Consider the following 12,831-nt stretch of genomic DNA (forward strand, 5'->3'; position numbering starts at 1 on the left):
CCGGGCTCGCCCACGTCAAGTGCGCCATGCACGCCGCAGCTGCGAATTCCGCCATAACGTTAAGATTAGGGCGCTCGGTACGCTGAGGCAAATTGTTGCCGAAAAATCACACCCTAAGGGTGGAAATGTCCACCTCATTAAGATTCTGTCACATAGGCCTTGTCAGGACCTATTCAAGCGGCTCAACCTGTTTTTGGGCCCGGAGAAATCTATCGGGGTTGCTGGCGTGTGCGCCAGCGAAGTAATCTTGAGGTCAATAGTTAGGGGTATTTTCAATGAAAAGACGATCCATTCGTCATTCTGTCTTCAGCAGCGTCGCAGTTAGCGCGCTGGTCCTGACAGGCGCAGCAAATGCGCAGGAAACAGATACAACGACCGAAGACGACGCCGTCATCTCGGTCATAGAGGAAGATGTAACAGAAGGCGAAGCGCGTCAGGAAAAGATTGTTGTTACCGGCTCGCTGCTCGCACGCGACAACTTCGCATCCTCGTCGCCAATTCAGGTTATCACCGCTGAGGTCGCGACCCTGGAAGGTCTCGTCGATACGGCTGCCATCCTGCAGGGCTCTTCGCTCGCTTCCGGTTCGACGCAGCTGAACAACACGTTCCAGAACTTCGTCACGAATGGCGGCATCGGTGCCCAGACCATCGACCTTCGCGGTTGCGGTGATACCCGCACCCTGGTCCTGGTCGACGGCAAGCGTCCCGGTCCGGCCGGTACGCGCGGTTCCATCGCCGCGCTCGACCTCAACGTTCTGCCACAGTCGATCATTTCGCGTATTGAAGTCCTGAAGGACGGCGCATCGACCATCTACGGTTCGGACGCTGTGTGTGGTGTTGTCAACATCATCACACGTGACTCGGTCGACAGCCTCGAACTGAACGCCCAGACGACCCGCCCATTCGACTCCGGCGGCGAGCAATATTCGCTCAGCGGTGCCTACGGTTTCCAGCTGGGTGATTTTGCTGACTTCACAATCTCGGCTGAATACCGTCTGTCCGAGGAGCTGGACACAAGCGAGCGCGACTATCTTGACTGTTCGCGCGACTATGTGAACAGCCCCGACGGTACGGGCCTGATTGATCGCCAGAATTTCTCGGCACAAGGCCTTCGCCCAACCCAGAACTGTAACAATCTGTACTACAATACGGTCATCGACGCATTTTCGGGTCAACGACTTGTCCCGTCACCTAACGGCACAACGATTGCCACCGTCAATGGCGTCAGCGTACCAGGCTACCGGCCGCGCGTTGGCACGGGTTACACGGCTGACGGCGTTGCCTTCTTCGAAGACTATCTGGACGGTGAGTTCCTCGACAACCGCGATTTCATCCCGCGCAACGAGAACATCTCGCTCTTCGGTACAGCTGACGTGGAACTGGGCGGCATCGCCTGGGACACGGAACTGCTGTTCAGCCGTCGCGAAACGAATGTCGAAGGCTGGCGCCAGTTCTTCCCGGTCGTCGGGTCTGGTTCCCAGTGTGGGTTCTGTGGCTACATCGATGATCCGGCTTATGATAACGCAGCAGGCGGATTGGTGCAGATCGTTGCGCCATTCCCAACGGTCGATGACATCAAGCTCGACTATTACTATGCAAGCTCTTCGCTTTCCGGCGGCTTTGCACCCGGTTTTCTCGACGACTGGTCGTGGAAGATCGATGGCAGCTATTCGCGTGGCGAAGGCAGCTATGGCGGCAACGAGATCCTTCTCTCGAAGTCGGGCGACTGGAACTTTGATGGCGTTGCAGACGTTGATGGCGATGGCCTTGCCGACACGATCGCTCCGCCAAGCATCGACTTCCTGAACCCTGACATTCTCTCAGGCGTCGCATCGAATGATCTCGTAGCCGCAATTGGCGGTTACCAGACCGGCAGCACCATTTACGAGCAAACGACCTTCACGGCCGTTCTCGCGGGTGAAGTGTTCGAACTGCCAGCCGGCCCTCTGGGTCTTGGTCTGGGTGCAGAGTATCGCGAGTTCTCGATTGACGATCAGCCGGGTGTTCTCACCCAGGGTGGCGACATCTGGGGCTCGTCAACTGCAGGCCCGACGAAAGGCACGAACAGCGTTTCGGAAGTTTTCGCCGAAATCAGCGTGCCGCTGCTTAAGGGCGCTCCACTCGCTGAAGATGTTGAATTCTCGGGCTCCGTCCGTGCATTTGACTACGACATCGGCGGATCGGGTTCGATCTACAAGGTCGGCCTGAACTGGCAGATCACGCCAACTTTCCGTGCGCGTTCCAGCTACGGTACATCCTACCGTGCACCGGCTCTGTTTGAGCTGTTCCTGGAAGACCAGACCGGCTTCCAGAGCCAGACGGTTATCGACCCGTGCATCAACTGGGCTGACAGCACCAACCCCAACATCCGCGCAAACTGTGCGGCTGCGGGTGTTCCGGACAATTACACCGGCGCCGGTTCTTCTGCGCTTGTGGTCACGTCCGGTGGCGGCGAGCTGCTTGAGCCAGAGACCGGTGACACGTTCACGGCTGGTCTCATCTGGACGCCAACCTTCGCTGACCTGAACATCGCTGTCGACTATTACGAGATCGAGATTCAGGACCAGATCACCAGCCTCTCGGCTGCTCAGATCGTTGGTGGCTGTTATGCAACCACAGTCTACCCGAACGATTTCTGTGACCTGTTCGAACGTGCCCCCGGCACGGCAACGATTGGTGCCTATAATGTTGACAACATTCAGGCCCCAACCCTTAACGTTGATGCCCAGTCGCAAGCGGGTATCGACCTTGAGGTCCGTTACACGAACGAGTTCAACTTCGGCACGGTGATCGCCGAGGGCTCCATCAACTGGGCACTCGAGCGTTACATCAACGTGTTCGGTTCCGACTTCGTTTCAGGCGTTACGGACAATGACTTCAACGGCACCATCGGCTTCCCGAGCGTCGTTGGTGATGCGTCCGTCCGCCTTGACCGTGGCGACTGGACTTACACCTGGTTCACCGATTTCATCGGTCGTCAGGATGACAACCGCTACTTTGCGGCCGACTATAACGACCCGCAGGCGTACTTCGCTCTGACAGGCCTCTACAAGGTCTACACTGAAGCACAGTTCACGCACGGTCTGTCCGTCCGCTGGACGGGTGACACGTGGACGATCACGGGCGGTGTCCGCAACATCTTCGACGAGCACCCACCACAAGTGTCTGACATCGTTCAGCTGAGCGCCGGTAACACGCCGGTCAATGCAACGGGTTACGACATCCGTGGTCGCCGTGCCTTCGTGAACGTGAGCAAGAAGTTCTAGTTAAACGAACGCCAGAAAACAGAGACCGGCGGAACACTGTTCCGCCGGTCTTTTTTTGTCCGAAGTCTGTTCGCTTTGCTGCCCCGCAGGCGGCGCACGTCTCAGGCCAGCGTCCTGCGCATCGCGTCCTGCCAGCCCCTGATCAGGGCGTCCCGCGCGCCGGTGCCCATCTTCGGCTCAAAGCGCCGGCCCTGCACGGGCCGCTCGGTCCATGCTTTCGCGTCCAGCCAGCCAAGCTGCATCGCCGCCAGGGCCGCCGCGCCGAGCGCCGTCATCTCGCGGTAATCAGGCCGCAGCACAGGCCGGTCGCAGATATCGGCCAGGAACTGCATCAGCCAGTCATTCGCCACCATGCCGCCATCGACCCGCAATTCGCGGATCTCCGCGCCATCGGCGGCAAAGGCGTCGAGCAGGTCCCGCGTCTGGTAGGCCGCCGATTCCAGCCCAGCGCGCACCAGGTGCGCCGCTGTCGTCGCCCGTGTGATGCCGCTTATCGTACCGCGCGCATCGGCGTTCCAGTGCGGCGCGCCCAGCCCGGTAAAGGCCGGCACGATATACACCCCGCCATTCCCCTTCAGGCCCGCCGCAACGCTTTCGGTCTCTTCGGCGGAATCGACAAGGCCGAGATCATCGCGCAGCCATTTCACCACCGTCCCGGCATTGAAGATCGAGCCCTCCAGCGCCATCGCCCCGCCGCCGGGCAGCTCGTAGCCCACCGTGCCCAGCAGGCGGTGCTGCGAATCGGGCCGCTCGGTGCCCGTATTCGCTACGAGGAAGGCGCCCGTGCCATATGTGATCTTTGCCATGCCCGGCGCGAGACAGCCCTGCCCCACAAGCGCCGATTGCTGGTCACCCGCCGCTGACAGGATCGGCAGCGCCGCGCCAAGCAGACTGTCATCGCTCATCCCGAAGTCCGCAGCGTTCGGCTTCACCTCCGGCAACAGGCCCGGCGGCACGTTGAACAGGCGCGTCATCGACTCGCTCCAGCCGCCCTGCGCGCCCAGTCCCAGGCGATAAAGCAGCGTCCGAGAGGCGTTCGTCACGTCTGTCGCGTGCACGTGTCCTCCGGTCAGCTTCCAGATCAGAAAGCTTTCCACCGTGCCGAAGGCAAGCTCGCCCGACTCCGCGCGCGCCCGACCGCCCTCGACAGAATCAAGGATCCAGCCGATCTTCGTACCGGAAAAGTACGGGTCGAGCAGCAGGCCCGTCTCGGCCTGCACCGCCGGCTCGTGGCCATCGGCCTTCATCGTCTCGCACACGCGGGCCGTGCGCCTGTCCTGCCACACAATGGCGGGCGCAATCGGCTTTCCGGTCGCCCTGTCCCATATCAGGGTCGTCTCGCGCTGGTTGGTGATGCCGATCCCGGCTATCTCGCCAACCCCGCCAGCCGCCGCGATCGCCTCGCGGCATACGGCCAGCGTTCGCGTCCAGATTTCCTCGCCATCCTGCTCTACCCAGCCGTCTTCGGGAAACCTGAGCGTCAGGTCCTGCTGGGCCAGCGCGACCTCGGCAAAGGCACGATCAAATACAATCGCCCTTGTCGAAGTCGTGCCCTCGTCAATCACTAACAGCTTGTCCGGCTTGGCCATGCCTCGCATCTCCCGCAAAGCCTGATCTTGGCCCAGCCCGCCGGGCCGCGCAATCACGCGCCACCTATCGCGTGAGTCCGGAAGATTCCATGAGCTGCGCCAGGGCCAGCGTCGTCCAGTCACCAAAGGGCGCACCGATTAGCTGCAGCCCAATCGGCAGGCTCCCGGAACTCTTCGCCACCGGCACGCAGGTTGCAGGCAGGCCGGGGAAGGTCGCCAGTCCCGCCCAGGCCAGTTGCGCGCCGTAGGGCTGCGGTACCCCATCGACCATCAGGGTCCGCTTGGCCCAGTTCGGGTCGGTCTGATAAGGAAAGGCCGGCGTACTGAACACGGGCGCAATCACGACATCATACTGGTCGAACACGGCGCGCCAGGCGCGGATGATCCGCATCTGTTCGTCCACCAGTTCCATCCATGTGTGCGCATCCATCGGCTCTGCGCCCGGCGTACCACGCGTGATCACGGTATTCAGCATCTTCACATAGGAAGAATGCATCGTGTCTAGGCGCGGCAGAATGCTGACATTGTCTGAAACCAGCGCGCCCGCTTCGGACAGGCTGTCAGCCAGGTTTGAAACGGCCGTCCGCGTATCGGCATCCGCTGCGACACCCGGCAACGCGTCCAGCACCAGAACGCGAAAGTCCTTCAGCGCACCATGCCGCGGCGGTGGCAGGTCCAGCCTGTAGCCAATGCCGTCTTCCGGGCCTGCGATCACGTCCATGGCCGTCACAAGGTCGCTCGCATTGCGCGCCATCGGGCCAACCACTGCCAGCGGCACATCCACCCCATCCGTTCCCGGAAAGCCATGCCCCTTCGTCGGCACGATTCCATAGGTCGGCTTGTGCCCGAACACGCCACACATATGCGACGGCACGCGGATCGACCCGCCAATGTCCGAGCCGATCTCCAGCGGCACCATGCCGGTCGCCAGCGCCACGGCGGCGCCGCCCGATGACCCGCCGGGCGACCGGCCCGGATCATAGGGGTTCAGCGTCCGCCCATAGACGGGATTCTCGGTTTGCCAGTCCGCCAGCGCCACCGGCGCGTTGGTCTTGCCCAGGATAACCGCCCCGGCGGCCTTCAGGCGCTGCACGACGACTGCATCGGCCTCTACCGGCAAGTCCCTGAAAGCCTCCATGCCCCATGTCGTCGGCAAGCCCGCGACATCATTGGATTCCTTCACTGTCATGGGAACGCCCAGCAGGGAGCGCGGGTCATCTGGCTGGCGCGACGTGTCGATCTGGCGGGCCGCCGCCAGCGCCCGGTCGAAATCCCTGACCACAACCGCATTGACGGGCCCGTTGAAATGCTCGATCCGCGCAATGGCCGCTTCGCAGGCCTCCTGCGCACTTACGATCCCTGTACGTACAGCCTTCGCCGTCTCTCTTGCGCTGGCTGAACCGAGGTCCACCATCTCCTGCGGTGCCATCACGGTTCTCCCTTTTCGGAGAAAGGATAGCACGCCACCGCAAAGGATCAACGCAGGTCACGTCTGGCTCGGCGCTGCGGCGCCGGACCCGGGAGACACCCACCCCCGGCATCAGCCACAATAAAAGCGCCAGGACAGGCCGCGTCAGCCCCCGCACGGCATTCACCCAGCGATACAGTGTCGCCGATGGGCTCCTCGGCTGCAAACCATGTGTTGGGGCCCTGCCGTCCGCCGGCGACATTGGCCGTCTGCAGCGCCCTCTCGCTTGCCTGCCAATCCGCCTGCATCTGCAGGTCCGGCAAGCGGAAGCCGTGCGCCCGGCGCGGTCCCGGTCGGATAGAAAAAGCCCGCCCGCCTCCAGTCAAAGGCGAACGGGCGACAGGATCAGCGGTAAAGCCCCGCCGAAATCAGGCAGTCGCGAACGCCGTGGCCGCCTTGTAGGCCAGGCGCTTGGCCAGTGCTTCGCGGGCGCCATCATACTCGCGCTCCAGCTGATCGACATATTCGGCGGTCGACATCCGGGTCCCAATTGCGCCAATGCCCTGGCCGCAGCCCCAGATGTCTTTCCAGGCCTTGGCTTCCTGATTGCCGCCGGAGCCGAAATTCATCGCTGACGGATCAGATTCCGGCAGATTGTTCGCGTCGAGGCCCGCCCTGGCAATTGATGGCGCAAGATAGTTGCCGTGCACGCCGGTAAACAGGTTGGAATAGACAATGTCGCCCGCCTTGGAATCGACGATCATGTCCTTGTAGCCTTCCACCGCATTGGCCTCGTGGCAGGCAATGAAGGCCGAACCGATATAGCCGAAATCTGCACCCATGGCCTGCGCGGCCGCCACCGCATTGCCCGTGGCAATCGAACCGGACAGGGCCAGCGGCCCGTCGAAGAACTGGCGGATTTCCTGGATCAGCGCGAAGGGGGACAGAGTGCCCGCATGGCCGCCCGCGCCGCTCGCGACCGCGATCAGGCCGTCTGCACCTTTCTCCAGCGCCTTGTGTGCGAAGACGATGTTGATGATGTCATGCATCACGATACCGCCATAGGAATGAATCGCATCATTCACTTCCTGACGTGCGCCCAGCGACGTGATCACGACCGGCACTTTCCACTTCACGCACATTTCAACATCATGATCGAGGCGGTTATTCGTCTTGTGGACGATCTGGTTGACGGCATAGGGTGCTGACTTGCGGTCCGGGTTTTTCTCGTCCCACTCGGCCAGTTCCGTCGTGATCTTGTCGAGCCATTCGTCCAGCACAGGGCCGGGGCGCGCATTGAGCGCCGGAAAGCTGCCGATCACGCCCGCCTTGCACTGGGCGATGACCAGGTCAGGGTTGGAGATGATGAACAGGGGCGAGCCGATCACGGGCACGCGCAGGTTTTGCAGGACGGGTGGCAGGGCCATGGAATTTCCTCACAAGATTGATGGACTTTGGTTTGAAACTAGGTGCCCCGGTCTGCGGGGCAAGCGGTCACGTAGGGACAGGTAGGCCAGGTCCGCCTATCCCAGTTTGAGGCTGTCGACGCTGATCACCTCATTGATCAATTGATCCACACCCTTCGGCGCGATCTGTCCGCTGAGGATCAGCATCGCCAGGCCATGCACCACCGACCATGCTCGCAGGATAGCCGCATGGCGCTGGCCGGGCGTCGCGTTCGGGCCGGCAAGGTCAGTCACTGTCTGGCGCAACAGCCAGCCAGGCGAGTCTTCCGGGTTCGCGCAATTGGGGTCTGCTGCCGGCGGCAGCGATGAATAGATCAGGCGAAACAGCGCCGGATTGTTCATCGCAAAGCGCACATACGCCCGGCCCATCTCCGCAAAGCCCTGCCTGCCTCCTGCCACGCCCGCCAATTTCTGCTCACGCGCGAGCTTGGCCAGCCCTTCGGCTGCCAGCGCCGCCAGCAGCGAGTCCTTGTCCGGGAAATGGCGATAGATCGCCGTCGCGCTGACGCCAATGTCGCGTGCGATCTCGCGCAGGCTCAGGCTTTCGGCGCTGCCTTGTTCGAGCCGCCTCAGACCGGTCTCGATCAGGGCAACCCGCAGGTCGCCATGATGGTACCCGCCCTTGGACGAACCCATGTTGACAGTGTTATCTTTCGCGTTCATGTTAGTGCTGTAAACATTATTTGCCTACGTTTCAACCCCGGAGTTTTCCCATGGCCAGTCCCGTCGAAACCGTCATCCGCGATAATGTCACCAAGGGCATCATGAAGATCGTTGCCTTCAACCGCACACGCCCCCGCCTCGGGCACACTGAGAACACATTCCTCACCGGCATCCACACCCCGGTCGATGCGGAAATGACCCTGGAAGACCTGGCAGTGACGGGCGAAATCCCCGCCGCCCTCAACGGCCGTTACCTGCGCATCGGGCCAAACCCCCTCGGCAACCCCAACCCGGCCACCTATCACTGGTTCTCCGGCGACGGCATGATCCATGGTGTCTGCCTCAAGGACGGCAAGGCGCTCTGGTACCGCAACCGCTGGGTCCGCTCGAATGCGGTCTCAGCCGCCCTTGGCGAGACACCCGCCCCCGGCCCGCGCCGAGGGAGGCAGGACAATGCCAACACCAATGTCATCGGCCACAATGGCAACACCTGGGCCCTGGTCGAGGCCGGCGCCTGGCCCGTGCGCCTGAATGACAGGCTCGATACGCTCGCGCACGACCCGTTCGGCGGGACACTGAAGAATTCCTTCTCCGCCCACCCGCACCTCGATCCGGAAACCGGCGAGATGCATGCCATCACCTATTACGCCATGGACCCGACCACCATCCACCACACCGTCGTCGATGCCAGCGGCAGGGTGATCCGCGAGGAACCGGTCAAGGTCGAACACGGCCCCTCGATCCACGACTGCGCCGTGACGAAACACTATGTCGTCATCATGGACCTGCCGGTCACTTTCTCGATGAAAACCCTGCTCGCAGGCCAGTCCTTCCCCTATCGCTGGAACCCGGCGCACAAGGCCCGCATCGGCCTGATGCCGCGCCACGGCACCAATGAGGATGTCATCTGGTGCGATGTCGACCCCTGCTATGTCTTCCACCCATGCAATGCCTATGAAGCCGAAGACGGCACAATCATCATGGATGCCAGCGTCCACGACACCATGTTCGCCGACAGCAAACAGGGCCCGGATTCTGAAAAAGTCACCTTCGAACGCTGGGCGATAGACCCCGCCGCCCGCAATGTCACCCGCACCATTCTGGACGCTGCGCCGCAGGAATTCCCCCGGCCCGACGAGCGCTATACCGGCAAGAAATACCGTTACGCTTACACAATGGCCCTGCCCGAAGATCACGGCTTCGAAGTGTTCGACCAGACGAAACTCTACAAGCACGATCTCGATTCCGGCACCCGCGAAACCCATGATTTCGGCCCCGGCCGCGTGCCTGGCGAATTCGTCTTCATCCCGCGCACCGATGATGCACCGGAAGGTGACGGCTGGCTGATGGGTTATGTCGTCGACACCAACACGGACACGACAGACCTCGCGATCCTCGACGCGCAGGCCTTCACCGCGCCCCCCGTCGCCCTCGTCCACGTCCCCCACCGCATCCCACCCGGCTTCCACGGCAACTGGGCCCCGGCCACTTAGGCCAGGACACGGCCACTTGCCGTGGCAGCTTGTGGCGGTAACATTCACGCATCGCCGCAAGGAGATGCCTCATGACTGATCTCGTCCTCACGACCTATGACTGGGTTCCCGATCTGCCACGGGGATATGTGCGCGACCTGCGGGTGCGGTGGGCACTGGAAGAAGCCGGATTGCCATATCGCGTCGAAAGCACGCCGTTCCGTGAACGGGGTGCCGGCCATTTCGCGCATCAGCCCTTCGGTCAGGTGCCTTGGCTGACCGATGGCGACCTGTCGATTTTCGAAAGCGGCGCGATCCTGCTCCACCTCGGCGAATTGAGCGACAAGCTAATGCCCGTCGATCCGCGCGGCCGCAGCGACGTCCGAGAATGGCTGATCGCAGCGCTCGCGTCTGTCGAGGCCGCGAGCCAGCCCTGGTCCTTCTTCATGTTCTCAGGCGGCACTGACCAAACGCCAATGCGAAAATTTTTCGATGACTTCCTCTTTCAGCATCGGCTCAAACACCTTGAGCCGGTCCTGTCAGACTGCCAATGGCTCGTCGGCATGTTCTCCATCGCCGATATACTCATGGCGGATGTCCTGCGCCTCGTTGATCGGTTCGACGGGCTCGCAGAATTCCCTGCTTGCCGCGCCTACGTCGCACGCGCCACTGCCCGTCCGGCTTTCGAGCAAGCACACGCAGACCAGATGGCTCACTTCGCAGCGGCGGACTGATCTCACACGGCCACGCCGCATCCACCCGGCTTCCACGGCAACTGGGCCCCGGCGGCGTAGCAGTGCCCGAAAGGCGCCCCAAGCGCCTGCCTCAGTTGCCCGGCTGAGGACCTTCAGAACGCGTGATCCCGGAAAACGCTGGCCACCGGTTCGTCAGGGTCAATACGGATAACAGAGCCCCTGTCAGTTCTCTGCGCGCTTCTGAATGTACCCTAGCAACAACAGAACTGTACCGACAATCATTGCGAGCGTCAGGGAAAGCAGCCCGACCGTGACGATGAGTTCCTGCCACGGCTGCGCAGTGGGGCTGGGCCCGTGAATGGGTGTCATGTCTCCCGTATTCCAGGCGGCGGCCAGCGTTGTCGATAACCAGTTCACGGTGGTGCCATACGCCAGAAGCCAAAATGTTGCGCGCGCGGCAGTCCTGCCAAGTTCGACAAATCGCCAGGTGGCACCGACAGCGAGCAAAAACGTGCCGTTGGTCAGGCCCTGCATATGGGCTGACAATCCCATTCGGGGATTTGCCATGACGCCCGTCGCAAGACCGGTCAGCAGTCCTGACAGGAAGAGTGCCGCACCAAGAACGAGAAAGGATTTCTGGACCTTCATGCCGCTCTCCCCCAACGATCTGCTGCAAAATGACAGTGCTTCGTTCTGAGATCAAGTCAGAGCGCATCGGGAGTTGAACCTGAACGACCGCTTTGGGCCGCCCCCTGATGATCACTGCACCTGAAAGAATGACCGAGATCGCGACGGCCACGCTGCAAGACCGGGGTGCTTCACCCGACCCGCGCGCTGCCGCCGCCATCCACCGGCAGCACCGCCCCGGTTATGAACCGCGCCTCGTCGCTCGCCAGGAACAGCGCTGCGTGCGCCGTGTCCCAGCCGGTGCCCATGAACTTCATCGGCACGTTCGCGGCGCGCTCCTCGCGCAGCGCTTCCTCGGAAATGCCCCGCGCCGCCGCAATGCCACCAATCGCCATCGGCGTGTCCATCAGGCCCGGCGTGATCGCATTGCAGCGCACGCCGCGCGATGCCCCGCTCATCGCCACACTGCGTGTCATCCGGTTCATCCCGGCCTTTGACACTTCATAAGCCATCTGGAATCCGCCCGCGATGGAGGCGAGCGAAGAGATGTTGATGATGGCGCCGCTGCGCTGTTCCAGCATGCCGGGCATCACAGCCTGCGTCACCAGCCATGCGCCCTTGAGGTTCACGCGCAGGATGCGGTCGAACGCCTCCTCGGTCAGCTTGTGCGGCGGCCCGTCGCCATGGCCGCCAATGCCGACATTGTTGACCAGTATGTCCACACGCCCGAACAAGGCCGTGCAGTCGGACGCAATCCGCGCAGCCTCCTCGGCTTTCGCTACATCGGCAACGCACAGCGCGGCGACGCCGCCTTCCTGCTCGATGTCTGCCACCGTCGCGGCGGCGCGGTCGCCATCGCGGTCGACACACAGCACGCCAGCCCCGGCCCGCGCAAACAGCAGCGCCATGGCCTTGCCATTGCCAATCGTTTCGCCCGGCGTCTGTCCGGCACCGCTAATGATCGCCACCTTGCCTGCCAGGCGGCCTGTGACATCGCCGAGGCTCACCGTTCCAGGTCCGGGTCCGCTTCCAGGTCATCGTCCAGCTGCACGCCAAACGTATTCAGCATCATCGACACCTGCGTGTACTGGCCGACCGTCATCACCAGGTCCATGCGCTGCTTCTCGCTCAGCCCGGCCAGCTCGTTCCATGTCCGGTCGGAAATGAAGGCGTCGCCTGTCAGCTCGTCCACGGCGCGTAGCATCGCGCTTTCCAGCGCAGACCAGCTCGGCGCCAGCGGCCCTTCCTTGATGTGCTGGATTTCGAGGTCGGTCATGCCGCATTCCTTGCCGATGCGCACATGCTGGGCCCATTCATAGCCGGATTTCCAGTTATAACCGGTGCGCAGGATGACCATTTCGCGCTCGCGCGGGGCGAGGCTGTTATTGTCCGACAGGATATATCCGCCCCAGCGCATGAATGACTTGAACGCCTTCGGCGCGCGCGCCAGCGTGCGAAAAATATTGTACACAGGGCGACCATTGAACGTCTTTTCAAGCGTCTCGCGCTGTTCGGCGTCCATCTCCGCGTCCGCCAGCGGGGCAATCCGCGCTTTTTCGAGTCTCATGTCATACTGCTTTCCTGCTTGGCGGCGCCAATGCGCTCGCGCGTTTCATCCCTGTGACTGCAGTAAATACGCTTCCTC

At 62.2% G+C, this 12,831-nt stretch carries 10 protein-coding genes; 3 read left to right on the forward strand and 7 right to left on the reverse strand.

The genetic code is table 11. From position 1 onward, the window contains the following. Positions 1-275 precede the first annotated feature (275 nt). Positions 276-3,266, forward strand: a complete 2,991-nt coding sequence (locus tag ACQ66M_RS02740) for a TonB-dependent receptor plug domain-containing protein (RefSeq protein ID WP_430401689.1) — start codon at positions 276-278, stop codon at positions 3,264-3,266. A gap of 101 nt (positions 3,267-3,367) precedes the next feature. Here the strand turns inward: ACQ66M_RS02740 and glpK are convergent, their stop codons facing one another. The 4 genes from glpK to ACQ66M_RS02760 form a co-directional block, all read right to left on the reverse strand. Continuing rightward, complete coding sequence (glpK, locus tag ACQ66M_RS02745) at positions 3,368-4,855, reverse strand: glycerol kinase GlpK (RefSeq protein ID WP_430401691.1); 1,488 nt, start codon at positions 4,853-4,855, stop codon at positions 3,368-3,370. Between the two features lie 64 nt (positions 4,856-4,919). After that, complete coding sequence (locus ACQ66M_RS02750) at positions 4,920-6,284, reverse strand: amidase family protein (protein WP_430401693.1); 1,365 nt, start codon at positions 6,282-6,284, stop codon at positions 4,920-4,922. A 407-nt stretch (positions 6,285-6,691) separates the two neighbouring features. Next, a complete protein-coding gene (locus ACQ66M_RS02755; protein WP_430401695.1) occupies positions 6,692-7,690 on the reverse strand; it encodes an NAD(P)H-dependent flavin oxidoreductase in 999 nt (332 codons plus the stop codon). Positions 7,691-7,786: 96 nt separating this feature from the next. Then, positions 7,787-8,392, reverse strand: a complete 606-nt coding sequence (locus ACQ66M_RS02760) for a TetR/AcrR family transcriptional regulator (RefSeq protein ID WP_430401697.1) — start codon at positions 8,390-8,392, stop codon at positions 7,787-7,789. Between the two features lie 50 nt (positions 8,393-8,442). Here ACQ66M_RS02760 and ACQ66M_RS02765 point away from each other — a divergent pair, with 50 nt between their 5' ends. Together ACQ66M_RS02765 and ACQ66M_RS02770 are read left to right on the forward strand one after the other, a co-directional pair. Further along, the gene (locus tag ACQ66M_RS02765; RefSeq protein ID WP_430401699.1) at positions 8,443-9,885 is read left to right on the forward strand and encodes a carotenoid oxygenase family protein; all 1,443 of its coding nucleotides are present in this window, start codon (positions 8,443-8,445) and stop codon (positions 9,883-9,885) included. Positions 9,886-9,956: 71 nt separating this feature from the next. After that, positions 9,957-10,598, forward strand: coding sequence for a glutathione S-transferase family protein (locus ACQ66M_RS02770; RefSeq protein ID WP_430401701.1), 642 nt, complete (start codon positions 9,957-9,959; stop codon positions 10,596-10,598). Between the two features lie 183 nt (positions 10,599-10,781). Here the strand turns inward: ACQ66M_RS02770 and ACQ66M_RS02775 are convergent, their stop codons facing one another. The 3 genes from ACQ66M_RS02775 to ACQ66M_RS02785 all read right to left on the reverse strand — a co-directional run bounded on the left by ACQ66M_RS02775 (position 10,782) and on the right by ACQ66M_RS02785 (position 12,753). Continuing rightward, positions 10,782-11,207 (reverse strand): hydrogenase, encoded by a 426-nt coding sequence (locus ACQ66M_RS02775; protein ID WP_430401703.1) that lies wholly within the window; start codon positions 11,205-11,207, stop codon positions 10,782-10,784. A gap of 170 nt (positions 11,208-11,377) precedes the next feature. Continuing rightward, entirely contained in the window at positions 11,378-12,193 is an 816-nt protein-coding gene (locus ACQ66M_RS02780; protein ID WP_350171198.1) for an SDR family NAD(P)-dependent oxidoreductase, read from the reverse strand. Further along, the gene (locus ACQ66M_RS02785) at positions 12,190-12,753 is read right to left on the reverse strand and encodes a carboxymuconolactone decarboxylase family protein (RefSeq protein ID WP_350171197.1); all 564 of its coding nucleotides are present in this window, start codon (positions 12,751-12,753) and stop codon (positions 12,190-12,192) included. The genes ACQ66M_RS02780 and ACQ66M_RS02785 overlap by 4 nt, the downstream gene beginning before the upstream one ends. Positions 12,754-12,831: the final 78 nt, after the last annotated feature.

The organism is Hyphomonas sp., assembly GCF_965284475.1.
GTDB lineage: Bacteria > Pseudomonadota > Alphaproteobacteria > Caulobacterales > Hyphomonadaceae > Hyphomonas.